Below are 26863 nucleotides of genomic sequence, written 5' to 3' on the forward strand. Positions count from 1 at the left end.
ATTCGCCCATGTATTTTCAGACCATGTCAGGCGGCAAGACCTTGCTCGGGAATACACCCGGAATGGATGGTCACATGCGGGCGCGGCAGCGCCGTTGACAGTCCCACGGAGTACTGCTGCGCTATTTATTTTTGTTAATTTGACAATAAAATGCCGGCCGCTATAATGTGTTTTGCTCCACATCGGCCCATGCGAAGCAGGTTGTAGGATGCGCGATGAGGTTACCCACCGATGCCAGCCGGAGACGCCATGTCTTATCGAGTGCTCATCCTCTCTCCCGATGCGAACGACGTCCGCATCCTGCGCCAGGCGCTGGGCAATGCACGCGATGGGCCCTTCGTACTGGAAGACGCCGCCACCCTGGCAGATGGACTGCGCCGCATCCAGGGCGGCCAGATCGATGCGATCCTGGTCGATCTGCTGCTCCCGGACAGCCAGGGCCTGGATTGCTTCGACCGCTTGTACGCAGCAGCACGTCATACACCGATCCTCACACTATGCGGACTCGACAACGAGGCCGATGCCGTCGAAGCGGTCCAGCGCGGGGCGCAGGGCTGGTTGTCAAAGGGTTTCTTCGACAATTATCTGGTGCCGCAGTCGCTGCGCAACATCATCGAACGCATGAAGGTGGAGCGGGGTTGGTACCTTGCCCAGGCACGTGCCGAAATCACGCTGAACTCGATCGGCGATGCCGTTGTCTCGGTCGACATGGCCGGGCGCGTGGATTACCTGAATGTTGCGGCCGAACTGGCCTGCGGCTGGTCGCGTGTAGAGGCACGCGGACGGCCCGTCGCGGAAGTGATCGATCTGGTCGACGCGGACAGCGGACGCACGATCACCAGCCCCGCCGACGCCATCTTGCATACCAACCAGCCCGCGAACCTGAGCGGCAACGCGATACTCGTTTCACGTCAGGGCCTGCGCATTCCGATCGAAGACTCCGCCGCACCCATCCACGACTGGGATCGGCAGCTCGTTGGCGCCGTGATGGTGTTCCGGAATATCTCCGAGGCCGTGGCACTGACGGCCAAGATGCGGCACCTGGCGCAGCACGATTTCCTCACCAACCTGCCCAACCGCGCCCTCCTGAACGACCGCATCACCCAGGCCATCGCCATGTCAAGGCGCAACGACACCTCACCGGTGCTGCTGTTCCTGGACCTGGACAAATTCAAGCACGTCAACGACTCCCTGGGACACTCGGTCGGCGACCGCTTGCTGCAGGCGGTATCGCAGCGCCTGGTCGCCTGCGTTCGTACGTCCGACACGGTCAGCCGCCATGGCGGAGACGAGTTCGTGATCCTTCTGGCAAATGAACGGCGTGCGCGCGATGCGGCGTCGGCGACCGACAAGATCCTGCTGGCACTGTCGGCGCCATTCGTGATCGGCGCGCACGAACTGCATACCTCGACCAGTATCGGCATCAGCACTTTTCCGCTCGACGGGACCGATGCCGCCACCCTGATCAAGAACGCCGACACCGCCATGTACCACGCCAAGGACCTGGGGCGCAATAACTACCAGTTTTTCCGCCAGGACATGAACACCCGCGCCGTCGAGCGGCAACTGATCGAGACCAGCTTGCGCCGGGCGCTGGAACGCGGCGAATTCACGCTGCACTACCAGCCCAAGATCGACCTGCAAACCGATTGCATAACCGGTGTCGAAGCCCTGCTGCGCTGGGAGCACCCGGAATGGGGACTGGTCATGCCGGAGCGTTTCGTATCGATTGCCGAGGAATGCGGCCTGATCGTTCCAATCGGACGCTGGGTATTGAGTGAAGCATGCGCGCAGCTGGTACGCTGGCGCGACATTGGAATCTCGAACATTTCGCTCGCGGTGAACATCTCTGCTGTGGAATTTCGCCATCGGGATTTTTTCGCTCACGCGCTCGCGATCTTCGATGCCACCGGCGTGGACCGGGCCCATATCCAGCTCGAACTGACCGAGAGCGTGCTGATGCACGATGTCGCCGCCAGCGCCCTCCTGCTGGCCAGGTTCAAGGCAATGGGCCTACAGATCGCGGTCGACGACTTCGGCACCGGGTACTCCAGCCTCAGTTACCTGCATGAATTCCCGATCGACGTACTGAAGATCGACCAGTCGTTCGTCAAGGCGATCGAGTCGGGAACGGGCGCGGGACGCAACGGCGCGATCGTCATCGCGGTCATCGACATGGGCAAGAACCTGAACCAGCGCGTGATCGCCGAGGGTGTCGAGGACGAGGCGCAGCTCGCTTTTCTCAAGGACCACAACTGCAACGAAGGCCAGGGCTACCTGTTCAGCCAACCGGTGAACGCGGTGCAGATGCAGGCAATGCTCGACAACGGAGGGTGTGGCTGAGCGCCCTGCACTGCGCCATGTCACGGTGTCGATGCCATGGCATCGTCCACTGCCGCCGGCAAGCGCGCAAACTCGTACCGGCGTTTTTGCAACCCCGAACGAGGTGCGCGGTTCTTGTCGAGGCAACCTCTACCGGCGATGATTTCGCCATAAGGTCTTATTGCTGGCGCAATTTCTCCGCTTTCTTTATTTTCTTGTCCGCCTTTTTTTCCTTTGGCGTCTTGGCAGGTTCTTTTTTGGTGGTTTTCTTTGCTTCCTGACTTTTGCTCATGATCTTCTCCGTTTGAATATGGCTATATCGCCATGTGTGATCGAACATTTAATGTCCGGGAATTCGGTCGGAAATCGCTGGCGAGTAAAACAAAGGTGCAGCCCAAGGTCAGGCAAGCAACGCATGGACACGCCACCATCGGCGCTTCGGCATCCATCAGGCCGACCGGACCTGGCCAAATCGTCCTGCAGCCAGATCGCGTTCGAACGTCTCAACCCATGCCGTGCCGTCCCCGGTCGGATATTGCCTGCGTTGCGCAGTCGAATTGCGACGGATGTCGACATAACCCTTGATAGGGTACAACTCGTCACTACACGGATCGGTGATATCCACTTCATGCAGTTCAAAACCTGCAGGGTCGCAAGACCATGCTCTCAGAACCTGCCCATATCGCACCATCTCGTCAGGCTCGATCAGTTCCATGGCAGATCCCCGATAGTGGTAACAATGAATCCCATGCTAGCACGATGCAGGAATCGCCGTCTGCGCCTGCGAGGCATGCGCCCGCAGCCGCCCTGGTCGCGAGCCTGATCGATGCGCGCAAGGGCCGGCGGCAGCCAGAGCCGCGCGGACCACGGAACAACAACGTGTCACGCCTGGGTGACCGGGGGATGCATCGGCTAGAATCGCGCCGCTGCCGGCTTTATCCGCGCGCGGTACGAGACGCCTGGAGACCGCCAGCCCAGGCACCATGGCCCGCGCCCTCTGCTGATATTTTCCGGTAGCTTTGTCGGTATCACTACTGGAGGAACGATGACGAAAATTGTTGTTATCGGCGGGTCAGCCGGCGCGCTCGACGCACTCAAAATCATTTTGCCTATGTTGCCGCATGACTTTCCTTCGGCCATTCTCATTGTCACGCACATCGGTTCGCAAAAAAGCATCATTCCTGACATTCTGGGTCGCTGTTGCGCAATGCCGGTTCGACATGCGACTGACGACGAGCCGATCATCCCCGGACGCGTGCTCGTCGCGCCGCCCGATGAACACCTCACTGTCGTGACCAGAGACGGCAGATCTTACGTTCGGCTCTTGCATGGTCCAAGGGAGAACCACTGCCGACCGGCGATTGATCCGCTTTTTCGCTCGGCAGCGACAGCATTTCTGGCCGACACGATCGGTGTCTTGCTAAGCGGCTACCTGGATGATGGGACAGTTGGCTTGCAGGCCGTAAAAGCCTGCGGCGGCACGGTGATCGTGCAAGATCCGCTCGAAGCCAAAGCCATGGATATGCCTGCCAGCGCCCTGCAACACGTCGATGTCGACCGGGTACTGCGCACGGCTGACATTGCTCCAGCGCTGGTCGGGCTGGCCACGGCGAGCGTGCGGCCGGGAATCCGCGGCCATGACACGGCCGTACCCGATGTTCCGAAGTGGATAGGTGTCGAAAATCGCATCATCAGCAGGGATAGCGCTATGGATGATCTCGAGCAAATTGGCGAACCCTCCTCGCTCACCTGCCCGGAGTGTTCCGGTGCCTTATGGGAGGTCGGCCCTCAGGCGCCGATACGCTACCGCTGCCACACAGGTCACGCTTTCAGCGCCAAAGTGCTGGAGACACTCCAACGCGACGCGGTGGAAGATGCAATTTGGGGTTCGGTGCGCGCTCTCCATGAGCAGGAGCGGCTATTCAGCAAGCTGAGCGAAAGAGAGCGCCAGACAGGGCAGATGGAGCGCGCGGCTGAATACCAAACGAAAGCCATGCAGGCCAGGGAGCATTCGCGCATTCTTCGGGAAGTGGTGGTGAAGCGCGCGTTGGTGGTCAAGACATAAGGCTTGCCATACTAATCCGGCTCCACGAAAGCTGGCACGGCCCAACATGGTACGTACAATCGATTCCGCCAGCACTCGCGATATTACCCTTCGGGGATGAGCATCTCATCTTGAAATGCTCGAGCGTGATCGGTCCCATACGTGCGCCCTTGGACAATGCCGATATCGACAAGCATTTGACGGTGCGCATCATCGCGACGCTCATTCTACAGTTTCATCCTTGCCGACAAGTATGCCGAAGGACTTTGATAAGTGCTTCACCTACAGATTCCAGTATAAATGGCTTTGGCACATAGGCATCCACGAGGGAGGCATTTTGCCCCCGATCGGCAAGAGAGGACGCGATGATTACCTTGATCTCTGGCTGGGCCGCCTTTGCCTCAGCAGCATAGGCAGGATCACCGTCCCAGCCGCCCTTCACCGAGAGGATAAGGGCGTCGAACCCAATCCCATTCGTTAGCATAAGCCTCAGGGCGCGCGCGAAAGTGCTAACGCCGAGCACCCGGTAGTCCAACGATTTGAGCATGTCGCAGATCGACGCGCGAGTGAGGCGGTCTTCTTCGACGAGCAGGATTAAGGCTCGCATGTGACTACCCTCGGTGGATGTTGTTCACTGATCTTACGACACCCGTGGCGCCAACAGTCCCCACCCAGAAAATACACGTTGAGAGTGCACACTTTGCTAGTGGTCCGCCGGTTGATCAACGAGGCATTGAACCTGCCGAGACAAAATCGGCACTCCTAGCATACAAACCAGTCTCCACGAAAGCCGGGGCGACGCACCTGGCAAGCGCGCCGTGCCTGTGCCTGTTGGTCGACGGCGCCTGGTGCTGGTCACGCTTCATCTGCCGCACCCATGCCTCGGCCCACTCATAGTTCAGCATGCTGGTCGAGACCGTGGCGACGCTGGTTGGCAGCGTGTCGAGCAGCCTCTGGTCAGACAGTCGGGCCGGGTTGTGGCGGCCGTACTCAGCCACGCAGCGATGCGCCGTCCAAACCTCGCCCTTCGAGCTTTTCTTCTCCAGCGAGGACGCGGGGACGATGGGCCAGCAGGATTTCGACCTACCGTCCATACTGCTCGGCAGCCTCGTCGTCATCGAAGGTTATCCAGAGTCGCTTTGGAAGAAGCTTGCGGGCAACGCAAAGTTGATATCCGTAGGGTCGCTTGATGATGTTCGCCATGATGCCTGAACAATAGGATCCGACAGCGAAAATAAAGGCGCTGTAACCGTTAGATGTGGATGAGCATTGAACTGCTGAGCTGACCCGCGGTCCAATCCCAGTCCCCATCGATCGGGAGCGCGCCATGAAAGCACCGAAGTTTGCGAAGCTGTTCGCCCAGCTACCGCAACTGAATCAGCCGCAGCGCCAGCAGGTACTCGCCGCCCTGCATCCGGCAGCCGGGCTTGACCGGGTGATTGCCCTCATCGGCGAGATCCGGTCAGAGGGGCGGCGTTGTCCGGATTGCGCCTGCGAGCGATGCCACCGCCATGGCCAGGCCAACAACCTGCAACGCTATCGCTGCTGCGCATGCGGGCGCACTTTCAACGACCTGACCGGCACGCCGCTGGCGCGGCTCAGGCACAAGGGCAAGTGGCTCGAGTATCTGGAAACGGTGCTCGATTCGCGCACAGTCCGCCCTGCGGCCAAGCGTATCGGCGTGCACCGTAATACCGCGTTTCGCTGGCGTCATCGCTTTCTCGACCGGGTCAAGGACGACCGGCCAACCCGTCTTTCCGGCATCGTCGAGGCTGACGAAATGTTCCTGCTCGAATCGCAGAAGGGGTCACGCAAGCTCGATCGCCCGCCCCGCAAGCGCGGCGGCAGGGCTGCGCTGCGTGGCATCTCGCATCATCTCGACTGCATCCTGGTGGCGCGCGACCGCAGCGGCCAGACCATCGACGCCGTCACCGGACGCGGCGCCCTGAAAGTGGCCCAGCTGGTGAAACACCTGCTGCCGAAACTCGATCGGCAAGCGTTGCTGGTCACGGACGCCAACGCCGCCTATCCCGCCTTCGCCCGTGCCCATGGCATCGCGCACCAGGCCGTCAATGTCAGCGCCGGCGAACGGGTCCGCACCGGTGTCGAGGGCGCCATCCATATTCAAAATGTGAACGCCTACCATCGCCGTTTCAAGGAATGGCTGGTGCGTTTCCATGGCGTGGCGTCGCGCCGTCTGCCTAACTACCTGGGCTGGCATCGGGCGCTCGATGGCGGGCGGGTCGCTTCTGTCGAGCAATTGCTGCGTATTGCATTCGGGGTCATCAACAGATAACGAGTACAGCGCCAAAATAAACGGCCAGGCGACGGCCATTTGGCCGTTATCAAGTGCGGTGTCCCGCTCAAAATGAACGGTGTTGAACCCAATGCAAACGGGCCCCGATGGGGCCCGTACTATGAGGATCTGGAGGCGAGGACGGGAGTCGAACCCGTCTAGACGGCTTTGCAGGCCGCTGCATAACCGCTTTGCTACCTCGCCAGAGGATATAGTGCGCTTGATCGATGCGAACGGTTATGAAGCGCATCAATAAGGGAAGAAGGTGTCTTCCTGAATTCTGGAGCGGGAGAAGAGTCTCGAACTCTCGACCTCAACCTTGGCAAGGTTGCGCTCTACCAACTGAGCTACTCCCGCTTAGGAGTGTTGCCACTTAACTCGTAAAACCTGGAGCGGGAGAAGAGTCTCGAACTCTCGACCTCAACCTTGGCAAGGTTGCGCTCTACCAACTGAGCTACTCCCGCATGGAGCCTTACAATTTACTACCAACTACAGCGCCAGTCTTGACAACTGGAGCGGGAGAAGAGTCTCGAACTCTCGACCTCAACCTTGGCAAGGTTGCGCTCTACCAACTGAGCTACTCCCGCGTACAGAACAACGATTATGACAGAACTTTGACGTTTTTCCAAGATCGCTTTACAGCTTTGCAAGCTTTGGAGCGGGAGAAGAGTCTCGAACTCTCGACCTCAACCTTGGCAAGGTTGCGCTCTACCAACTGAGCTACTCCCGCTTTGTCTTTCATTCTGTTGCGTTGTTGTCGCAACAGGCAGGCATTATAGAGATTCTATTCTGTACGTCAAGGATGCCACCAAACAAATTAAATCGCCCCCGCCTTCTCCTTGATCAGGGGCCAGGCGCGGCGCAGATAATAGAACATCGACCACACCGTCAGCACGCCCGCCACCCACAGCAAGTACTCGCCCCAGAAGTGGATGTCGATGCCGAACAGGCGGTCATGGAACAGCAGCATCGGGATCGCCGTCATCTGGGCCGCGGTCTTGATCTTGCCGATCGAGCTGACCGCCACCGAGCGGGTGGCGCCGATCTGGGCCATCCATTCGCGCAGCGCCGAGATGGTGATCTCGCGGCCGATGATGATGCCGGCGATGATCGCGTCCACCCGGTCCAGCTGGACCAGCACCAGCAGCGCGCCGGCCACCATCAGCTTGTCCGCGACCGGGTCGAGGAAGGCGCCGAAGGCCGAGGTTTCGTTCCAGCGGCGGGCCAGGAAACCGTCGAACCAGTCGGTGACGGCGGCGATGATGAAGACGGCGGTCGCCGCGAGATTGCGCTCGGGGAGCGTCATCCAGTCAACCGGCAAGTAGAACAATCCGACTACGAGGGGAATGAGCGCGACGCGTAACCAGGTCAGGAGAATCGGTATATTGAAGGGCATGAGAGAGCTGATTACCGTGGAAAAATGCTTGGCCGTTAGTCTACATGGGTATGCTGGTTTGGGCCAGTTGACTCATCTGTATGGGGAGGCGCGGCGCCTGGCGGCTCAACGGTTGGCGGTTGTTTCGGGTTGACTGCATGGAAATATTGATGCCGAACGGGTAGTTCGCATGCTGGTTGAACGCGTAGACGGCAAGCCGCCCACCCCACCGTTGATTGAACGTAGGGTGGACGGGGTCATTCAATGCAGCTGCCTGTAAATCTCTTCCGCCAACGCGCTCGAAATGCCCTCCACCGTCATCAGGTCTTCGACACTCGCGTCGATCACGCCGCGCAGGCCGCCGAAGCGCGCCAGCAAGCGCTGGCGGCGCTTGGCGCCGATGCCTTCGATCTCTTCCAGGCGCGAGGCCTGGCGCGCCTTGGCGCGCTTGGCGCGCATGCCGGTGATGGCGAAGCGGTGCGCCTCGTCGCGGATCAGGGCCACCAGCATCAGCGCCGCCGATTCCTTGCCCAGCTCCTGGGCCGGGCGGCCGTCGGCGAAGATCAGGGTCTCCAGGCCCACGCGCCGCCCTTCTCCCTTGGCCACGCCGACGATCATCGAGATGTCCAGCCCCAGCTCGGTAAACACCTGGCGCGCCATCTCCACTTGCCCCTTGCCGCCGTCGACCAGCACGATGTCGGGCATCACGCCCTCCCCGCCCGCCACTTTCTCATACCGGCGCATCAAGACCTGGCGCATGGCGGCATAGTCGTCGCCCGGGGTGATGCCGTTGATGTTGAAACGGCGATACTCGCCGTTCTGCATCTGGTGGTGGTGGAACACCACGCACGAGGCCTGGGTCGCCTCGCCCGCCGTGTGGCTGATGTCGAAGCATTCGATGCGCAGGGCATCCAGGTCTTCGCTGTCGAGCTGCAAGGTATCGGCCAGCGCGCGCGTGCGCGCCTGTTGCGAGCCCTGCTCGGACAGCAGCCGCGCCAGCGCGATTTCTCCGCCCTTGCACGCCATCTCGAGCCACTGGCGGCGCTGGCCGCCCGGCTGCAGCACCAGGCTGATGCGGTGGCCGCACTGCTCCTGCAAGGCCATGATCAGTTCGGGCTGGTCGAATTCGACGTTCAGGATCAGGGTGCCCGGGATGAACTGGCCCGCATAGTGCTGGGCCAGGAAGGCGCACAGCACCTCGACCTCGATCGGGCATTCTCCCAGCGATTCGCCCACGTGGCTCGGGAAGTAGGCGCGGTCGCCCAGGTGGCGTCCGCCACGCACCATGGCCAGGTTGACGCAGGCGCGTCCGCCCTGCACCACCACCGCGATGACGTCCACGTCGGCGTCGCCCGTCGTCTCCATGCTCTGCGCATGCAGCACCTTCGACAGCGCCTGGATCTGGTTGCGCACCGACGCCGCCTGCTCGAACTTGAGCTCCATCGCGTAATCCTGCATCTTCTGCTCGAGGTCGGCCATCACCTCGCTCTGGCGTCCGCGCAGGAAGCGCGCCGCGTTCTCGACGTCGAGTTTGTATTCCTCCGGCGCGATCAGTTTTACACATGGCGCGCTGCAGCGGCCGATCTGGTGCAGCAGGCAGGGCCGCGTGCGGTTGGCGTAGACGCTGTCTTCGCAGGTGCGCAGCTTGAACACGCGCTGCAGCAGCTGGATCGATTCCTTGGCCGCCCAGGCGCTGGGGAAAGGACCGAAGTACTGGTTCCTCTTGTCCAGCGCGCCGCGGTAATACGCCATGCGTGGCGCCTCGCCGCCCGTGATCTTGATGTAGGGGTAAGACTTATCGTCGCGGAACAGGATGTTGTAGCGCGGCTTGAGCGTCTTGATCAGGTTGTTTTCCAGGATCAGCGCTTCGGCTTCGCTGCTCACCACGGTCGTTTCCAGGCGCGCGATCTGCGACACCATCATCGCGATGCGCGGGCTCGACAGGTTTTTCTGGAAGTAGCTCGAGACGCGGTTCTTGAGATTGCGCGCCTTGCCGACGTAGAGCACGTTGTCGGCCGCATCGAAGTAGCGGTACACGCCAGGCAGCCCCGGCAGGCGGTTGACGACGGCCAGCACTTGCGCGCGCACCTCAAGCTCCACCTTCGGGCTCAGTTCGCGGTTTGCTTCGGCGCGCATTTCCTCGCGCGCCTCCGACAGGCGCTCGCGGCCGAGCCGCGCGGCCAGTTCGGGGGTGAGTTCGACGGATGGGTTGCCAGCTGCTGCGGGTTTTGCTTCGGACATTACTCTGCCAATGATGATGATGCCAACGGCGCCTGGGTCACGATCACGAAGGCGACGCCGTAGTCGGCCTCGTCGCTGATTGTCACCTGGGCGCTGAGCCGGTGCTCGCGCATGAAGTCGCCAAGGGCGCCGCTGCAGACGATGACCGGTTTACCGCTCGGGTCATTCAGCATCTGGGCGGAACGCCAGGTCATGGGCATGCGCATGCCGAGACCAATGGCTTTCGAGAACGCCTCCTTGGCCGAGAAACGGGTGGCCAGGAAGCGCAGGCCGCGCACCGCGTTCTTGGCGCTGCGGGCATGGTATTTTTCCAGCTCTTGCGGGCCGAGGATTTTCTCGGCGAAGCGCGGGCCGCTGCGCGCGAGGGCAGCCTCGACACGCGAGATCTGGACGATGTCGGTGCCGATGCCGTAGATCATCTCAGGCCCCGGCTTTCGCGGTGTAAGTCACGCCCAGGCGCGCCGCGACCATGATCGCCTTCATCTCGCGCACCGCGTTTTCCCAGCCGGCGAACAGCGCATGCGCCACGATCGCGTGGCCGATGTTCAGCTCGTGCAGGTCCGGAATCGCCGCGATCGGTTGCACATTGGTGTAGTGCAGGCCATGGCCGGCATTCACGCGCAGGCCGCGTTTCGCGCCCTCATGCACGCCCAGCTTGATGCGTTCCAGCTCGTGCGCCACTTCAGCGCCTTCGGCCTCGGCATAACGGCCCGTGTGCAATTCGATCACGGTGGCGCCGACCGCGGCCGCCGCCTCGATCTGGCGCGCATCGGCATCGATGAACAGCGAGACGCGGATGCCCTCTTCCTTCAGCTGCTTCACGGCCGCCTCGACCTCGTTGCAGTAGCGCACCACATCCAGGCCGCCCTCGGTCGTGACTTCCTCGCGCCGCTCCGGCACCAGGCACACGTCCTGCGGTTTCACCTGGCAGGCGAAGTCGATCATCTCGCGGGTGACGGCCGCTTCCAGGTTCATGCGCGTGGCCAGCAGTGGACGCAGGGCCAGCACGTCGGCATCCTTGATGTGGCGCCGGTCTTCGCGCAGGTGCAGCGTGATCAGGTCGGCGCCCGCCTGCTCGGCCAGCAGCGCGGCGCGCAGCGGGTCCGGATACGTCGTGCCGCGCGCATTGCGCACGGTGGCGATGTGGTCGATGTTCACGCCCAGGTCGATCACCTGGCCGGCGGGTTGCAGGAAGCTCATAGTGTTCTTTTTACAGTTGCATCAAATCGATCAAAATCTGGCGCGTATTGAGCGGCTGTCCGCCCAGGTGGTGCGCCAGCAGGAAGCGCATCAATTGCTTGCTCTGCGCCTGGGTCGTCGGATCAGTATAGTCCTCGCGCTCCATATCGAGCAGGGTCTTGCCCAACACGACGGGCCAGACTTCGCCCGCGCCCGCCGCGCGCGCGCCGCGCTCCGGATCGACCACGTAATCGCGGCCAGGCTCGACCGGGGCGCGGCTGTTCGTGCAGCGGCCGAGATCGGCTGCCACGCCCGTTTCCTTAAGTAAGGCTCTTTCGAATTTTCGCAAGACGATTTGCGCCGGTTCGCCGTGGGCGAGCTGGTTCAGGGTCGAGACGTAGTGGTCGAACAGGGCCGGATGGCGGTCGTCGCGCGCCAGCAATTTGACGAGCAGTTCGTTCAGGTAGAAGCCGCACAGCAGCGCCGTGCGTTCCAGCGGCAGCATGCCGCCCACCCACTCGGCATCGATCAGGGTGCGCAGCTCGGACTTGCCACTCCAGGATACCGAGAGGGGCTGGAAGGTCTGCAGCACGCCGCGCAGCTTGGAAAACGGGCGCTTGGCGCCCTTCGCCACCACCCCCACCCGGCCATGGTCGCGGGTGAACATGTCGATGATGAGGCTGGTTTCTTTATACGGGTAGCTGTGCAGCACGAAACCGGGCTGGCCGACGATGCGACTATCGCGGCCCGGCGCGCGCGGGCGCTTGCCCGCGGCCGGCGTGCCCTGCTCCGGCAGGTCGTCGATGAATTGGTCGTGGCTGGACATGCGCGCGGCTAGCGTCCCTCGCCCTTACTCGTAACCGTAAGCGCGCAGGCCTGCTTCGTTGTCGGCCCAGCCGGATTTGACCTTGACCCAGATTTCCAGATAGATCGGGCCGCCGAACAGTTTCTCCATATCGAGGCGCGATTGGGTCGAAATCTCTTTCAGGCGCGCACCCTTGTTACCGATGATCATAGATTTATGGGTGTCGCGCTCGACCAGGATCGCGGCGAAGATCCGGCGCAGATTGCCTTCCTGTTCGAACTGTTCGATCAGGACGGTGCTGGTGTACGGCAGTTCGTCGCCCAGCAGGCGGAACACTTTTTCGCGCACGATCTCGGCCGCCAGGAATTTCTCGCTGCGGTCGGTGATGTCGTCCGGGCCGAAGACCGGCGGATTTTCAGGCAGGTGGCGCTTGATCTCGGTTTCCAGCGCATCGACCTGGAAGCGCAGCTTGGCCGAGACCGGCACGATGGCGGCGAAGTTGAACAGGGCCGAGATCTTTTGCGCGAACGGCATCAGGACCGCCTTGTCCTTCACGCGGTCCGATTTATTGATGACCAGGATCACCGGGACATTCTTTGGCAGCATGTCCAGCACTTGCTGGTCGGCCGGGCCGAAGGTGCCGGCTTCGACCAGGAACAGGATCGCGTCCGACGACGTCAGCGTGTTCGAGACGGTCTTGTTCAGCGTCTTGTTCAGCGCGTTGGCGTGGCGGGTCTGGAAGCCCGGGGTGTCGACGTAGATGTATTGCGCGTCGTCGCGGGTCTGGATGCCGGTGATGCGGTGGCGCGTGGTCTGGGCCTTGCGCGACGTGATCGACACCTTGGTGCCGATCAGGACGTTCATCAGGGTCGACTTGCCGACGTTCGGGCGGCCGACGATGGCGATATAGCCGCAACGGAAATTGTCGGGAGTGGCGTTCATGCTTTTTCTGTTCCTGGTTGTTCTGCTTGGGCGGCCGGTGCGGCGTCGCCCTGATTGGTGCCGATGCCGGCCAGTTTCAACTGGGCCGAGCGCTGGCGTGGCTTGCGCGCGCCGGGCGTCTTGGTCAGCGCCTTCTGGGCCGCGTCGAGCGCCAGGCTGGCGGCGGCCTGCTCGGCCGCGCGGCGGCTACCGCCGCGGCCGAACACCTGCACGTTCAGCTTCGGCACCAGGCATTCGACTTCGAATTCCTGGCTGTGGGCGGCGCCGTGGGTGGCCACCACATTATAGGTTGGCAGCGCAATACGCTTGGCCTGCAGGAATTCCTGCAGCAGGGTCTTGGCGTCCTTGCCGAGCGTGGCCGGGTCGACCGTCTCCAGCAGCGGAATATAAAACGCGCGGATCACGTCGCGCGCGCTGTCGAAGCCGCTGTCGAGGAAGATCGCGCCGAGCAGCGCTTCCAGGGTGTCGGCCAGGATCGAGGGCCGGCGGAAGCCCCCGGACTTGAGCTCGCCCTCGCCCAGGCGCAGGAATTGCGACAGGTCGAGCTTCTGGGCGATCTCGAACAGCGCCTGCTGCTTGACCAGGTTGGCGCGCAGGCGCGACAGGTCGCCCTCGTCGAGCGTGCCGAAACGTTCGTACAGCACCGAAGCGACGACGCAGTTGAGGACCGAATCGCCCAGGAATTCCAGGCGCTCGTTATGCAGACTGCTATGGCTACGGTGGGTCAGGGCTTGCTGCAGCAGCCCGATGTCCCGGAACGTATACCCTAAGCGCGTTTGCAATAACTGAAGATTCATTGTCGATGTCGTGTGCGTGGCCGGGCAGGCCACGGTGTGTCTATAAAGGCTCAGGGAGCGGTGCTGTCGGCCTCGGCCACCACGCCGCTGGGGTCGGTGGTGCCGGCGAAGTCGATCAGCAGGCTGACGTTGCCCATCAGCGGCAGCCGCTTTTCGTAGGCAAAGCTGATCTGCGTTTCTTCACCAGTGCGGGTGAAGACCAGGTCCTGGCCGCGTACGGCCTCGACGTCGTTGACGCTGGTATGGCGGTTGAAGGCTTGCTGCATCTCGCGGATGCTGCCGCCGCTGTCCTTGACCTTGGCGATCGCCGACTTGATCGCGTTGTACTCGATATAGGCCGGGACCATGCGCATGGCGAAGATGCCGGCCACGCCGATGACGACCAGCGCCCCGATCAGGCCGGACAGGGAAAGACCGTCTTGTTTATTAGCTATCTTCCTGCGATCCATGCGCGCCCCTTGTTATTGGATACCGCCGACACGTTTCGGATTGCTGAAGTTCATCCAGACCACGAAGGCCTTGCCGACGATATTGCGATCAGGCACGAAACCCCAGTAACGGCTGTCCGCGCTATTGTCGCGATTATCGCCCATCATGAAATACTGCCCTTCCGGCACCACGCAGGTGAACTTGTCGTAGGTGTATTCGCAGTTTTCGCGCAGCGGGAAATTGTCCACGCTGCCCAGGTCGATATTGCGCTTGTCGGCCGTGTTCAGGATGCGGTGCTGGGTCAAGCCGCCCGGGCTCGGCAGTTTCTCGACGAACTGCTTGTGGTAGATCGGATGCTGATCGTCCAGGTAGTCGTCCAGCGCCGTGTACTCGACCGGCTTGCCGTTGACCGTCAGGCGCTTGTCCTCGTACGTGATTTTATCACCCGGCACGCCAATGACGCGCTTGATGTAATCCTGGTTCATGTCTTTTGGATACTTGAACACCATCACGTCGCCGCGCTGGGGATTATTGATCTGGATGATTTTTTTGTTAATGATCGGCAGACGGATGCCATAGGTGTACTTGTTCACCAGGATGAAGTCGCCCACCAGCAGGGTCGGCACCATCGACGACGATGGGATCTTGAACGGCTCCCACAGGAACGAGCGCAGGATGAACACCAGCGCGATCACCGGGAAGAAGCTGCCCGAATACTCGATCCAGGTCGGCTGGCGCAGGTGGGCCTGCTCGATCGCCGCGCGGTTGCCGTTGTGGTCGACCTTGATCCCATCCGCGACCAGCTTGGCGTTGCGCGTATCGTACTCGCGCAGGGCGGCATCGGCGGCGCGGCGCCGCTGTTTCGCCAAATAGAATGTGTCCAGGCACCAGATGATGCCCGTGATCACCATCAAGACGAACAGGATCAGGGCAAAATTGCCCAGGATGGGTTGCAGGTTCATTATTTATCTTCCACCTGGAGAATGGCCAGGAAGGCTTCTTGTGGAATCTCCACCGAGCCGACCTGCTTCATGCGCTTCTTGCCGGCCTTTTGCTTCTCCAGCAGCTTTTTCTTACGCGAGATGTCGCCGCCATAGCACTTGGCCAGGACGTTCTTGCGCAGCGCCTTCACGTTTTCGCGCGAGATGATGGTGGCGCCGATGGCGGCCTGGATCGCCACGTCGAACATCTGGCGCGGGATCAGTTCACGCATCTTGGCCGCCACCTGGCGTCCGCGATACGGCGCGTTGGCGCGGTGGACGATGATGGCCAGGGCGTCGACCTTTTCGCTGTTGATCAGCATGTCGACCTTGACCACGTCGGCCGCGCGATTTTCCTTGAACTCGTAGTCCATCGAGGCATAGCCGCGCGAGGTCGACTTGAGGCGGTCGAAGAAGTCCAGCACGATCTCGGCCATCGGGATCTCGTAGTGCAGCTTGACCTGGCGGCCGTGGTAGGCCATGTCCATCTGGATGCCGCGCTTGCCGTTACACAAGGTCATCACCGAACCCACGTACTCTTGCGGCATGTACAGGTTGACGTCGACGATCGGCTCGCGCACTTCATTGATCTTCGACGGTTCCGGCATCTTCGACGGATTGTCGACGCGGATGATGCTGCCGTCCTTCATCTCGACCTCGTACACCACGGTCGGCGCCGTCGTGATCAGGTCCATGTCGAATTCGCGCTCCAGGCGCTCCTGCACGATTTCCATGTGCAGCAGGCCCAGGAAGCCGCAGCGGAAGCCGAAGCCCAGCGCCTGCGAGACTTCCGGCTCGTACATCAGGGCGGCGTCGTTGAGCTTGAGCTTCTCGAGCGAGTCGCGCAGCGCATCGTACTGGTTCGCCTCGACCGGGAACAGGCCGGCGAACACCTGTGGCTGCACTTCCTTGAAGCCCGGCAGCGGCTCGGGCGCCGGACGGCTGGCCAGGGTCACGGTGTCGCCCACGCGGGCGGCGGTCAGTTCCTTGATGCCGGCGATGATGAAGCCCACCTGGCCGGCGGTCAGCTGTGGCAGCGACACCGAACGCGGGGTGAACACGCCGATGTTTTCCACCAGGTTGACCGACTCGGTGGCCATCAGGCGGATTTTATCTTTTGGACGCAGGGTGCCGTTGACCACGCGCACCAGCATCACGACGCCGACGTACGGGTCGTACCAGGAGTCGACGATCAGGGCCTGCAGCGGCGCGTCCGGGTCACCTTTTGGTGGCGGCACTTTCGCGATCAGGGTTTCCAGCACGTCTTCCACGCCCAGCCCGGTCTTGGCCGAGCACACGGTGGCGTCGGACGCGTCGATGCCGATCACGTCCTCGATTTCTTTCTTGGCGTTGTCCGGGTCGGCGTGCGGCAGGTCGATCTTGTTCAGGATCGGCACCACTTCCACGCCCAGGTCGAGCGCGGTGTAGCAGTTGGCGACCGTCTGCGCTTCCACGCCCTGCGAGGCGTCGACCACCAGCAGCGCGCCTTCGCAGGCCGACAGCGAGCGGCTGACTTCGTACGAGAAGTCGACGTGGCCCGGGGTGTCGATCAGGTTCAGGTTGTAGACCTGGCCGTCGCGCGCCTTGTACTGCAGCGCCGCGGTCTGGGCCTTGATGGTGATGCCGCGCTCGCGTTCCAGGTCCATCGAATCGAGCACCTGGGCGTCCATTTCGCGGTCCGACAGGCCACCGCACAGCTGGATGATGCGGTCGGCCAGGGTCGATTTGCCATGGTCGATGTGGGCGATGATGGAGAAGTTACGTATGTTGTTCATTAACAAAGCTCAAAACCAAAAAGGCCGCGAAAGGCGGCGACTACGACGATATAAGGCGTACTGCCGTGCAGCACGAATTGGCTGCGCAATACGAAAAAGCGCTGCGTCGGGGGCCGTGCCGGTCCCCAGGCGAGCGCCTTGGCAAAGCAGGAAATTCTTTGGAAGGTGTGCAATCACCGCTCCGACCCGGCATTTTACCGGATTTCGAGGCAGAAAGGCCGGTTTCCAGAGGGTGGCTCAGGACGCGGCCCGCGTGGTGGCGCAGGCGGCCAGGTAGGCCCGCACCGCCGCCTCGTCCAGGAAGTAGTGGCAGAGCTCGGGCTGGCCGGGATCGCCATACAGCACCGGCACCAGCTCGTCGAAGCGCGCCACGAGCGCCGGGTCGGCGTCGACGTCCAGCACGGCGACGTCGAACGGCTGCCCGGGCGGCTCGAGCGCGCGCAGCGCCGCCAGCATGTCCTCGCACAGGTGGCACCAGCTGCGCGAATACAGGACGAAGCTTGGGCCGAACTGCGTCGGCGCAGGCGCGTGCTCGCCTCCCTGGTGCGTCACTGGCGCGGCTTGAGCGTGATGTACTGCGTGGTGTCCTCGCGCTGCACCAGCAACGCCACCGCCTTCGACTTGTCGTGCTTGGCCAGCAAGCCCTTGAACTGCTCGACGCTGGTGATCGGCGTATTGTTCCACTGCAAGATCACATCGCCCGGCTGGATGCCGGCGCTGGCGGCCGGCCCCTGCGCCTCCTCGACCAGCAGGCCGTGGTCGATCCCCAGCTCCTTGCGGTCGCTTGGGGAAATATTCGACATGTGCAGGCCCAGCGCGTCCGGCGCGGCGCCCGGCGCCGGTTTCTTCGGCTGCTGGCGGCCCGGGGTCGGACGCTCCTCTTGCAGTTCGACGATGGTGACCGGCACCTCGACCTGGGCCCCTCGGCGCCACACGGTGACGCTGGCGCGGCTGCCGACCTTGGAGGCGCCCACCAGGCGCGGCAGGTCGGTGGTCGACTGGATCGGCTGCTTGTTGAAGGCCAGGATGATGTCGCCGACCTTGATGCCCGCCTTCTCGGCCGGGCCGCCCGGCTCGACCATCGAGACTTCGGCGCCGCGCGCCTTGCCCAGGCCCAGCGACTCGGCCACGTCGCGCGTGACTTCGCTGATCTGCACGCCCAGGCGGCCACGGGTGACCTTGCCGGTGGTCTTGAGCTGGTCGGACACGCGGATGACCTCGTCGATCGGCACCGCGAACGAGATGCCGTTATAGGCGCCCGACAAGGTCGCGATCTGCGAGTTGATGCCGATGACTTCGCCGCGCAGATTGATCAACGGACCGCCCGAGTTGCCGGGATTGACCGCGACGTCGCTCTGGATCAAGGGCAGGTATTCGCCGGTATCGCGCGACTTGGCCGAGATGATGCCGGCGGTCACGGTATTCTCGAGGCCGAACGGTGACCCGATGGCCAGCACCCACTCGCCGACCCGGATCTTGCTGGAGTCGCCGGTGCGCAGGTAAGGCAGGTTGGTCGCGTCGAGCTTGAGCAGCGCGACGTCGGAGCGGCGGTCGGCGCCCAGCACCTTGGCCTTGAACTCGCGCCGGTCGGAGAGCGTCACCGTGACCTCGTCGGCGCCCTCGACCACGTGGGCATTGGTCAGGACGAAACCGTCGCTTGATATGATGAAGCCGGAGCCGACGCCGCGCTGCACTTCGCGTTCTTCTTCTTGCGGCTGGCCGCGCCGGCCGCCGCCGCGCGGGACCATCTGGCCGCCGAAGAAGCGGCGCAGGAATTCCTGCATTTCTTCTTCGCCCGGTGCGCCGCCGCGGGTGCGCACCCTTTCGGTGGTGCGGATATTGACGACGGCCGGCCCCACCTTGTCGATGACGTCGGTGAAGTCGGGCAGGCCGGTGACGGTCGGGGTGGGTACGGGGGCGGCGGCGTGGACGGGCTGGATGAAGGCCGTGGCGCCGGACACGAGCAGTGCCGACAGGAGCAGGCTGGCAGTTTTACTGGTCATGGATTCGCTATCGAATGGCTAAGATTGACTGAATGGTAAGCCAAATTGCGCGCTTTGTCGCGCCACGCCCGCCGCGCGCCGCCCACGACCGGGCAGTGAGAGAAGGAATTTAAGCCTGGGATAAGGAAGGCTGGCGGGAAGTCAGGAAGAAGCGGTCTTGGCGAGCACCGCCGCCAGGCCGGTGGACTCGGCCGCGACGGCCGCGCGGCGCAGTGGCGGCGGCTCGCCGGCGAGGCGTTCGGCCAGGCGCGCGTTGAATGCCGGCGACAGCGCCGGCGCGGCCGTGTCGCGCAGCGTGTCGCCGATCAGGTGATACAGATCCCAGGCCTGGCGGCCGTCGCTGCCCTGCAGTGCGGCTAATGCCAGCTCCAGGTCGGCGTCGAGCAAGGCGCCATCCTTCAGGGCGGATATCTGCTCGCGTAATTTTCTATTGGTGTCCATCGGCGGTTCCATCGACGTCGGTAGTGTTCAATATATGCTGTGTTCGTACGATCCCGCTACCTACCGACGTTTGTCAACCGGGAAATCGAGTAAAGGGCGTAATTTCTCGGCAATGACTTCGCGCGCGCGGAAAATCCGGCTGCGCACCGTACCTATTGGACAGGCCATCACTTCGGAGATTTCCTCATAGCTGAGTCCTTCGATTTCGCGCAGGACGATCGCCGTACGCAGCTCGAGCGGCAATGCTTCCATGGCCGCGTTGACGGTATGGGCGATTTGTTTGCTGGCGAGCATGGATTCAGGCGTGTTAATGTCGCGCAAGCTGTCTGCATCATCGAATCCTTCGGCGCGTTCGGCGTCCGTCTCGGTCGAGGTCGGTGCGCGCCTTCCCTGGGTTACTAAAAAATTCTTGGCCGTGTTGATTCCTATTCGATAAAGCCACGTATAAAAAGCCGAATCCCCGCGAAAATGGCGCAGGGCCCGGTATGCTTTGATGAAGGTCTCTTGCACCACGTCTTCGGCTTCGGCCGGATCGTGGACGAGACGCGACACCAGGCGCATCAGGCGACGTTGGTACTTGGAGACAAGCAAATCAAAAGCCCCCTGGTCCCCGGCCTGGACGCGCTCTACCAGCAACTGATCACACTCGCGTTCTGTCGTCACGGACCATGCCCCATTGGCGACCCTCTCGCGAGGAGGCACCGACTGATGCGTACAGCGCAAAAATCGGTACATCCTTAAGAGTTGGCCCCCTGCAATAAGTTCACACTGTTTTGTATCGGTATTGTTGCAGCGCCATTGGCCAGCGCACGCACGGCGACCGCCAGCGCGCGGTACTGGCCGGCGCCCACGGCGTCTGGCAGCAGCACCAGCGGCCAGGTCGCGCCGTCCTCGGCGCGCAGGCGCAGCAAGATGCAGCAGGGCCAGACCGTGGCGCCGGGCAGCAGCGTCATGGGTGAGCCCGGCTCCGGTTTCCCGGCCGCCGGCCCGCGTTTCCCCAACTCCTGTTGTACCGTCAGGCGTATCTGCCCAACTCCAGAAATATCAATCCGGCGCACCGTTGCAATCGCGTGCAAAATCGCGCTGGAATGTGTGGGGCGGTGGGCGCCTGCGGCGCCCCCATCGACGCGCCAAAGGCGGCGCGGCCAGCCGGCCACGGCGGAAAAAAGTGGGCGCGCCAGCGACAGCGCGGCCAGCAGCGGCGCGCATGCGACAGCGCCGCCGAATGCGAAGCGTTCAGGCAGCAGCAGGCCCACGGCCAGGGCAGCCGCGCACAGCGACGCGCAGAAGGCGGCGAGCAGGCAGCGCAGGCGACGCGACGGCGCGATGACGGCGGACACCGCAAGCGACATGTGGCACAGGATGAATCGAGGGAAGGACCTGCCGGCGGGCAGGATGGCGGGCGGAGGAAGCTCGTCCTCTACCGCCAGCACCGACCAGCCGCCAGGAACGGGCGGCAGGCCGGGCTGTTGGAAGCGCCCATCCCGTTAGACCGGGACGGGGCGAAGTGGTTCAGACTTTGGCGAAGATCAGCGTACCGTTGGTGCCGCCGAAACCGAAGGAGTTCTTCACCGCATAGTCGATCTGCATCTCGCGCGCCGTGTTGGCGCAGAAGTCCAGGTCGCACTCCGGATCCTGGTTGAAGATGTTGATCGTCGGTGGCGACACCTGGTTGTGGATCGCCAGCACGGTGAACACCGATTCCAGGCCGCCGGCGCCACCGAGCAGGTGACCGGTCATCGACTTGGTCGAGTTCACGACCAGGCTCTTGGCATGGTCGCCGAACACGCGCTTGATGCCGCGCACTTCGGCCACGTCGCCCAGCGGCGTCGAGGTGCCGTGCGCATTCACGTACTGCACCTGGTCGACGTTGATGCCGGCGTTGTTGAACGCATTGACCATGCAACGCGCCGCGCCACTGCCATCCTCGACCGGCGAGGTGATGTGGTTGGCGTCCGCGCTCATGCCGAAGCCGATGACTTCAGCATAGATCTTGGCGCCACGCGCGACGGCGTGTTCATATTCTTCGAGCACCATGACACCGGCGCCCTCGCCCAGCACGAAGCCGTCGCGGTCGCGGTCCCATGGACGCGAGGCGGTCGACGGGTCGTCGTTACGGGTCGACAGCGCGCGCGCCGAGGCGAAACCGCCCAGGCCCAGCGGCGACACGGTGGATTCGGCGCCGCCCGCGATCATCACGTCGGCATCGCCGTACTCGATCAGGCGCGCTGCCGCGCCGATGCTGTGCAGGCCGGTGGTGCAGGCGGTGACGATGGACAGGTTCGGACCACGCAGGCCGAACTTGATCGAGAGATCGCCCGAGATCATGTTGATGATCGATGCCGGCACGAAGAACGGCGAGATGCGGCGTGCGCCGCGGTTCGCGTATTCTTCCTTGGTCGCTTCGATCATCGGCAGGCCGCCGATGCCCGAACCGATCACCACGCCGATGCGGTCCGCGTTCTCTTCGGTGACTTCCAGGCCCGAATCCTTCAGGGCCTGGATGCCGGCTGCCATGCCGAAATGGATAAAGGTATCCATGTGGCGGCCTTCCTTGCCCGGCAGGTAGTCTTCGACGTTGAAGTTCTTGACCTCACCAGCAAAGTGGGTCGTGAATGGCGCTGCATCAAACTTGGTGATGTTGGCAATGCCCGACTTGCCGGCCAGTGCCGCATCCCACGCTTCGGCAACGGTGTTGCCGATCGGTGAAATGCAGCCCAGGCCGGTGACGACGACACGGCGGTTGCGTGAACGACTCAAGCGATTCTCCCAAAAACTGTAAAGCGACTACTCAGGCCTTGACGTGCGCGGTTGCGTAGTCGATGGCTTGCTTGACGGTGGTGATCTTCTCAGCCTGCTCGTCAGGGATTTCCATTTCGAACTCGTCTTCCAGTGCCATCACCAGTTCCACGGTGTCCAGCGAGTCTGCACCGAGGTCGTCAACGAACGAGGAATCGATTTTGATGTCTGCTTCGGCAACGCCCAGTTGCTCAGCGACGATTTTTTTAACGCGTTGTTCGATATCCGACATGTTTTGGCTCCATTAAGGTATGTGTTGCGGAAAGTGCGCGCATTTTATCAGGTTTGCGACCCGAAAAACTATTTTCGGCGACTGCGGCTATTTCGCCGGAAAGTCCTGCTAAAAGTCGAGATTGCGTCCCAATCGGGACCGGCTCGCCGGGGGCGATTGGAACGCGGTCTTTATCAATTTGTTACTTTACTGATTAATTCATGTACATGCCGCCATTCACGTGCAGCTCGGTGCCCGTGATGTAGGCGGCCGTTGGCCCGGCCAGGAAGGCCACCGCATGGGCGATGTCTTCCGGCTGGCCCAGGCGGCCCAGCGGAATCTGGGTCAGCAGGGCTTCGTGCTGGCCTTCGCCCAGGGCCTTGGTCATGTCGGTGTCGATGAAGCCCGGGGCCACGCAGTTGACGGTGATGTTGCGGCTGCCGATCTCGCGCGCCAGCGCACGGGTCATGCCGGCCACGCCGGCCTTGGCGGCCGCGTAGTTCATCTGGCCCGGGTTGCCGGCCGCGCCGACCACCGAGGTGATGCTGATGATGCGACCGGCCTTGGCTTTCATCATGCCCCGCAGCACCAGGCGCGACAGGCGGCCGACGGCGGTGAGATTGGTGGCGATCACGTTGTCGAACTCGTCGTCCTTCATGCGCATGGCCAGGTTGTCCTGGGTGATGCCGGCATTGTTGACCAGGATCGACAGGCTGCCGAAGCCCTTTTGCACTTCGTCCACGACTTCCGCGCAGCGGGCCGCGTCGAGCACGTTCAGGACCACGCCCTTGCCGCCGAATTCGGCCAGGTAATCGGAAATCGCCTGGGCGCCCGATTCGCTGGTGGCGGTGCCGACGACCTTGGCGCCCTGGCGCGCCAGTTCCAGCGCGATGGCCTTGCCGATGCCGCGCGATGCGCCGGTGACGAGGGCGACTTGGTTCTGCAGATTCATAGGTTTCCTTTATCGTTTATTCGGAGATCGACGCCAGCACGCGCTCCAGCGCGGCCTGGTCGACCAGCGCTTCGCCGACCAGGTTCGCGTCGATGCGCTTGGCCATGCCGATCAGGGTCTTGCTGGGCGCGCATTCGATGACCTGGGTCACGCCGTCAGCCGCCATCTTCTGCATGGTCTCGACCCAGCGCACCGGACCGGCGGCCTGGCGCACCAGTGCGTCCTTGATCTGCTCGGGATCGTTCAGCACGGCGACGTCGACGTTGTTGATGACGTCAATTTGTGGAGCCGCAAACTTCAGCTCCGCCATATAGGTACGCAGGCGGTCGGATGCCGGCTTCAGGAGCGACGAGTGGAATGGCGCCGACACCGCCAGCTTCATGGCGCGCTTGGCGCCCCTGGCCTTGGCGATCTCGCAGGCGCGCTCGACCGCGGCGGTATGGCCGGCGATCACGATCTGGGTCGGTTCGTTGAAGTTCACGGCTTCCACGACCTCGCCCTGCGCCGCCTCAAGACAGACGGCGCGCACGTCGTCGGCCGACAGGCCCAGGATGACGGCCATGCCGCCCTGCCCGACCGGCACCGCGTCCTGCATCGATTGCGCACGGAAGCGCACCAGCGGCACCGCGTCGGCGAACGGGATCACGCCGGCCGCCACCAGGGCCGAATATTCTCCCAGGCTATGGCCCGCGACCACGTTCGGCACCGGGCCACCGGCCGCGATCCAGGCGCGGTAGACGGCGACCGCGGCGGTCAGCATGACCGGCTGGGTATTGGTGGTCAGGTCCAGGTCTTCTTTCGGACCCTCGGCGATCAGGCGCTTGAGGTCGAAGCCCAGGGCGTCGGACGCTTCTTGCACCGTTTGATCGACGACCGGGTTACCGGTGTAGCCGTTCAGCATGCCCACTGCCTGGGCGCCTTGTCCGGTGAACAGGAATGCGAATTTGCTCATCGTTGTTTTCCGTAGTTGTTGTTCTTGGAGGCCGGGCTGGCGCTTACATGCGCGCCAGCACCGCGCCCCAGGTGAAGCCGCCGCCCACGCCTTCCATCAGGACGTTCTGGCCCGGCTTGATGCGGCCGTCGCGCACCGCCTGGTCGAGCGCCAGCGGGATCGAGGCAGCCGAGGTATTGCCATGTTCGTTGACGGTGACGACCATCTTCTCGAGCGGCAGGCCGAGTTTCTTGGCGGTGCCGTTCATGATGCGGATATTGGCCTGGTGCGGCACCAGCCAGTCGATCTGGTCGGCGGCCACGCCGGCGTGGTCGAGCACCTCGTGCGCGACTTTTTCGAGCACCGACACCGCGAGCTTGAACACCGCCGGGCCATCCATGTGCAGGAAGCCGCTGCCGGCGACCGCGCCATTGGCCAGGTTGCCGGGGATCGACAGGATGTCGGCGTGGCTGCCGTCGGCATGCAAGCGGGCAGCCAGGATGCCCGGCTCGTTCGATGCCTCGAGCAGCACGGCGCCGGCGCCGTCGCCGAACAGCACGCAGGTGGTGCGGTCGTTGAAGTCGACGATGCGCGAAAACACTTCGGCGCCGATCACGAGCACCCGCTTGTGGTTGCCGGCGCGGATGAAGGCGTCGGCGGTCGACATCGCATACACGAAGCCGCTGCACACGGCCGCCACGTCGAAGGCGGCGCTGCCGTTGGCCATGCCCAGCTTCTGCTGCACGATGCAGGCCGTGCTGGGGAAGCTGCCGTGGAAGTCGGGGGTGGAACTGGCGACGATCACCAGGTCGACGTCGCCCGGCGCCTTGCCGGCCATCTCGAGCGCGCGGCGCGCGGCGTGCACGGCCAGGTCGGACGACAGTTCGTCGGCCGCGGCGAAGTGGCGCGCCTCGATGCCGCTGCGGGTGACGATCCACTCGTGCGAGGTCTCGACGCCCTTCTCCGCCAGCTGGGCCGCCAGCTGTTCGTTGGTAACACGGTTGGCCGGCAGGTAGCTGCCGGTGCCGGTGATTTTGCTATACAAGGTCATTGCTTCACCATCCTGCTGGGTTATTGCGCCTGGCGCTGGCCGTCGAGCGCTGGCGCCGGCGTAACTGCGGGCGCGGCGGCTGAAGCCGTTAGCGGGGCCGTTACCGGAGAGCTCGGCATCAGTTCGGCGATCAGGGCCGACAGGTGCTCTTGCACATTATTGTGTGCGGCATCGTAGGCGCGCTTGATCGCCCACTCGAAGGCATAGGCATTGGCGCCGCCGTGGCTCTTGAAGACCAGGCCTTTCAGGCCCAGCAGGCCGGCGCCGTTGTAGCGTTCCGGATTGAGCTTCTTGAGCGCCTTGCGCGCGAACACCGCGCCCAGCATCGACATGACGCTTTCCTTGAACGTGGCCTTCATGAAGCGCGACAGGCCTTCGATCGCCTTGAGCATGACGTTGCCGACGAAACCGTCGCACACGACGACGTCGACCGTGCCCTTGAAGATGTCATTGCCTTCGACATTGCCGAAAAAGTTCAGTTTGCCACGTTCGGCGTCGGCGCGCAGCAGCACGCCGGTGGCTTTCACCGCCTCGTTGCCCTTGATGTCTTCGGTGCCGACATTGAGCAGGCCAATGGTCGGGCGTGGGATGCCCTCGATCGCCGAGCACAGCACCGAGCCCATGATGGCGAACTGGTGCAGGTGGTCCGGCTCGCAGTCGACGTTGGCGCCGAGGTCGAGGATATAGGTCGGGCCGCCCTTCTGGTTCGGCATGATCGAGCAGATCGCCGGGCGGTCGACGCCGGCCATGGTCTTGAGCACGTAGCGCGAGACGGCCATCAGGGCGCCGGTATTGCCGGCCGAGACGCAGGCGTGGGCGCTGCCATCCTTGACGGCCTCGATCGCCACCCGCATCGACGAATCCTTCTTGCGGCGCAGGGCCACTTCGACCGGATCTTCCATCGTGACGATTTCGGAGGCGTGCTTGACGGTCAGGCGCGGGTTATTGTCCGCGTGATGCTTCTTGAGTTCTGCGCGCAGCACATCTTCGACGCCCACGAGCACGAGCTCGGCGTCAGCTTGCTTTTTGAGAAAGGAGATGGCTGCCGGAATGGTAACTGAGGGGCCGTGATCGCCGCCCATGCAGTCAATGGATATTTTAATTGTCATTTGTTGGAGATGCCGCGGCTCACACAGGACGGGCGGCCAGAGGGGATCGGTTCGTGGCGCGCATGCGCACGGGATCCAGGCTGTTCAACATGACGGCGGTGCTAGGGATGCAGCCGGTTACTGAGCAGATGCCAAAGAAAAAGCGGCGCCACGCAGATAACATACGTTGCGCCGCTTTCAT

Annotated in this window: 28 protein-coding genes and 5 tRNA genes; 4 read left to right on the forward strand and 29 right to left on the reverse strand. The window is 62.9% G+C overall.

Going from position 1 to position 26863, the window contains the following annotated elements:
* The first annotated feature begins 249 nt into the window (after positions 1-249).
* Positions 250-2343 carry a bifunctional diguanylate cyclase/phosphodiesterase gene (locus KY496_RS08625; protein WP_219864492.1) on the forward strand — a complete coding sequence of 698 codons (2094 nt, stop codon included), beginning with the start codon at positions 250-252 and terminating at the stop codon, positions 2341-2343.
* 427 nt (positions 2344-2770) lie between these two features.
* On the opposite strand, the gene KY496_RS08630 is transcribed toward KY496_RS08625, so the two are convergent.
* Positions 2771-3037: a transcriptional regulator gene (locus KY496_RS08630; protein WP_157225561.1), complete on the reverse strand. Its 267-nt coding sequence runs from the start codon at positions 3035-3037 to the stop codon at positions 2771-2773.
* Between the two features lie 330 nt (positions 3038-3367).
* Here KY496_RS08630 and KY496_RS08635 point away from each other — a divergent pair, with 330 nt between their 5' ends.
* The gene (locus KY496_RS08635; protein WP_005667008.1) at positions 3368-4387 is read left to right on the forward strand and encodes a chemotaxis protein CheB; all 1020 of its coding nucleotides are present in this window, start codon (positions 3368-3370) and stop codon (positions 4385-4387) included.
* Between the two features lie 214 nt (positions 4388-4601).
* Here the strand turns inward: KY496_RS08635 and KY496_RS08640 are convergent, their stop codons facing one another.
* On the reverse strand, positions 4602-4973 hold the full coding sequence (locus KY496_RS08640) for a hypothetical protein (RefSeq protein WP_005667006.1): 372 nt from the start codon (positions 4971-4973) through the stop codon (positions 4602-4604).
* Positions 4974-5269: 296 nt separating this feature from the next.
* Here KY496_RS08640 and KY496_RS08645 point away from each other — a divergent pair, with 296 nt between their 5' ends.
* Together KY496_RS08645 and KY496_RS08650 are read left to right on the forward strand one after the other, a co-directional pair.
* Entirely contained in the window at positions 5270-5578 is a 309-nt protein-coding gene (locus tag KY496_RS08645) for a hypothetical protein (protein ID WP_184238896.1), read from the forward strand.
* Between the two features lie 115 nt (positions 5579-5693).
* Entirely contained in the window at positions 5694-6662 is a 969-nt protein-coding gene (locus tag KY496_RS08650; RefSeq protein ID WP_005667005.1) for an IS1595 family transposase, read from the forward strand.
* A 130-nt stretch (positions 6663-6792) separates the two neighbouring features.
* Here KY496_RS08650 and KY496_RS08655 read toward each other — a convergent pair.
* The 27 genes from KY496_RS08655 to plsX all read right to left on the reverse strand — a co-directional run bounded on the left by KY496_RS08655 (position 6793) and on the right by plsX (position 26682).
* Positions 6793-6866: transfer RNA gene (locus tag KY496_RS08655), tRNA-Cys, on the reverse strand.
* A gap of 77 nt (positions 6867-6943) precedes the next feature.
* Positions 6944-7019: transfer RNA gene (locus KY496_RS08660), tRNA-Gly, on the reverse strand.
* A gap of 31 nt (positions 7020-7050) precedes the next feature.
* Positions 7051-7126: transfer RNA gene (locus KY496_RS08665), tRNA-Gly, on the reverse strand.
* A gap of 47 nt (positions 7127-7173) precedes the next feature.
* Positions 7174-7249 (reverse strand) — tRNA-Gly (locus KY496_RS08670).
* Between the two features lie 67 nt (positions 7250-7316).
* Positions 7317-7392, reverse strand: a tRNA-Gly gene (locus tag KY496_RS08675).
* Positions 7393-7479: 87 nt separating this feature from the next.
* A complete protein-coding gene (pgsA, locus tag KY496_RS08680) occupies positions 7480-8058 on the reverse strand; it encodes a CDP-diacylglycerol--glycerol-3-phosphate 3-phosphatidyltransferase (RefSeq protein ID WP_071362188.1) in 579 nt (192 codons plus the stop codon).
* A 240-nt stretch (positions 8059-8298) separates the two neighbouring features.
* Positions 8299-10173, reverse strand: coding sequence for an excinuclease ABC subunit UvrC (gene uvrC / locus KY496_RS08685; RefSeq protein ID WP_219865088.1), 1875 nt, complete (start codon positions 10171-10173; stop codon positions 8299-8301).
* A gap of 104 nt (positions 10174-10277) precedes the next feature.
* Positions 10278-10697: a holo-ACP synthase gene (acpS, locus tag KY496_RS08690; protein WP_219864493.1), complete on the reverse strand. Its 420-nt coding sequence runs from the start codon at positions 10695-10697 to the stop codon at positions 10278-10280.
* A gap of 1 nt (position 10698) precedes the next feature.
* A complete protein-coding gene (gene pdxJ / locus KY496_RS08695) occupies positions 10699-11478 on the reverse strand; it encodes a pyridoxine 5'-phosphate synthase (protein ID WP_219864494.1) in 780 nt (259 codons plus the stop codon).
* A 10-nt stretch (positions 11479-11488) separates the two neighbouring features.
* Entirely contained in the window at positions 11489-12283 is a 795-nt protein-coding gene (gene recO, locus KY496_RS08700; protein WP_219864495.1) for a DNA repair protein RecO, read from the reverse strand.
* 24 nt (positions 12284-12307) lie between these two features.
* Positions 12308-13204, reverse strand: a complete 897-nt coding sequence (era, locus tag KY496_RS08705) for a GTPase Era (RefSeq protein WP_219864496.1) — start codon at positions 13202-13204, stop codon at positions 12308-12310.
* On the reverse strand, positions 13201-14001 hold the full coding sequence (gene rnc / locus KY496_RS08710) for a ribonuclease III (protein WP_219864497.1): 801 nt from the start codon (positions 13999-14001) through the stop codon (positions 13201-13203). Before rnc ends, era begins: the two co-directional genes overlap by 4 nt.
* A 50-nt stretch (positions 14002-14051) precedes the next feature.
* Positions 14052-14450, reverse strand: a complete 399-nt coding sequence (locus KY496_RS08715) for a DUF4845 domain-containing protein (protein ID WP_219864498.1) — start codon at positions 14448-14450, stop codon at positions 14052-14054.
* A 12-nt stretch (positions 14451-14462) separates the two neighbouring features.
* Complete coding sequence (gene lepB / locus KY496_RS08720; protein WP_005666821.1) at positions 14463-15392, reverse strand: signal peptidase I; 930 nt, start codon at positions 15390-15392, stop codon at positions 14463-14465.
* Complete coding sequence (gene lepA, locus KY496_RS08725) at positions 15392-17185, reverse strand: translation elongation factor 4 (protein WP_005666820.1); 1794 nt, start codon at positions 17183-17185, stop codon at positions 15392-15394. Before lepA ends, lepB begins: the two co-directional genes overlap by 1 nt.
* Positions 17185-17358 carry a hypothetical protein gene (locus KY496_RS08730; protein ID WP_177185531.1) on the reverse strand — a complete coding sequence of 58 codons (174 nt, stop codon included), beginning with the start codon at positions 17356-17358 and terminating at the stop codon, positions 17185-17187. The genes lepA and KY496_RS08730 overlap by 1 nt, the downstream gene beginning before the upstream one ends.
* A gap of 64 nt (positions 17359-17422) precedes the next feature.
* Complete coding sequence (locus KY496_RS08735) at positions 17423-17737, reverse strand: glutaredoxin family protein (protein ID WP_219864499.1); 315 nt, start codon at positions 17735-17737, stop codon at positions 17423-17425.
* On the reverse strand, positions 17734-19188 hold the full coding sequence (locus tag KY496_RS08740) for a DegQ family serine endoprotease (protein WP_005666818.1): 1455 nt from the start codon (positions 19186-19188) through the stop codon (positions 17734-17736). Before KY496_RS08740 ends, KY496_RS08735 begins: the two co-directional genes overlap by 4 nt.
* A gap of 141 nt (positions 19189-19329) precedes the next feature.
* Complete coding sequence (locus tag KY496_RS08745; RefSeq protein WP_005666817.1) at positions 19330-19629, reverse strand: sigma-E factor negative regulatory protein; 300 nt, start codon at positions 19627-19629, stop codon at positions 19330-19332.
* 60 nt (positions 19630-19689) lie between these two features.
* Positions 19690-20292 (reverse strand): RNA polymerase sigma factor RpoE, encoded by a 603-nt coding sequence (rpoE, locus tag KY496_RS08750; protein ID WP_040776532.1) that lies wholly within the window; start codon positions 20290-20292, stop codon positions 19690-19692.
* Between the two features lie 74 nt (positions 20293-20366).
* Complete coding sequence (locus KY496_RS08755; RefSeq protein WP_219864500.1) at positions 20367-21062, reverse strand: protein YgfX; 696 nt, start codon at positions 21060-21062, stop codon at positions 20367-20369.
* Positions 21063-21141: 79 nt separating this feature from the next.
* The gene (gene fabF, locus KY496_RS08760) at positions 21142-22389 is read right to left on the reverse strand and encodes a beta-ketoacyl-ACP synthase II (protein WP_005666813.1); all 1248 of its coding nucleotides are present in this window, start codon (positions 22387-22389) and stop codon (positions 21142-21144) included.
* A 31-nt stretch (positions 22390-22420) separates the two neighbouring features.
* Entirely contained in the window at positions 22421-22660 is a 240-nt protein-coding gene (gene acpP / locus KY496_RS08765; RefSeq protein ID WP_005666812.1) for an acyl carrier protein, read from the reverse strand.
* A gap of 193 nt (positions 22661-22853) precedes the next feature.
* Positions 22854-23591 (reverse strand): 3-oxoacyl-ACP reductase FabG, encoded by a 738-nt coding sequence (fabG, locus tag KY496_RS08770; RefSeq protein WP_005666811.1) that lies wholly within the window; start codon positions 23589-23591, stop codon positions 22854-22856.
* Between the two features lie 16 nt (positions 23592-23607).
* Positions 23608-24543: an ACP S-malonyltransferase gene (gene fabD, locus KY496_RS08775; RefSeq protein WP_005666810.1), complete on the reverse strand. Its 936-nt coding sequence runs from the start codon at positions 24541-24543 to the stop codon at positions 23608-23610.
* Positions 24544-24586: 43 nt separating this feature from the next.
* Positions 24587-25573: a beta-ketoacyl-ACP synthase III gene (locus tag KY496_RS08780; protein WP_005666809.1), complete on the reverse strand. Its 987-nt coding sequence runs from the start codon at positions 25571-25573 to the stop codon at positions 24587-24589.
* Between the two features lie 20 nt (positions 25574-25593).
* Entirely contained in the window at positions 25594-26682 is a 1089-nt protein-coding gene (plsX, locus tag KY496_RS08785) for a phosphate acyltransferase PlsX (protein ID WP_219864501.1), read from the reverse strand.
* Positions 26683-26863: the final 181 nt, after the last annotated feature.

This window comes from Massilia sp. NP310 (assembly GCF_019443485.1).
Lineage (GTDB): Bacteria > Pseudomonadota > Gammaproteobacteria > Burkholderiales > Burkholderiaceae_D > Telluria > Telluria timonae.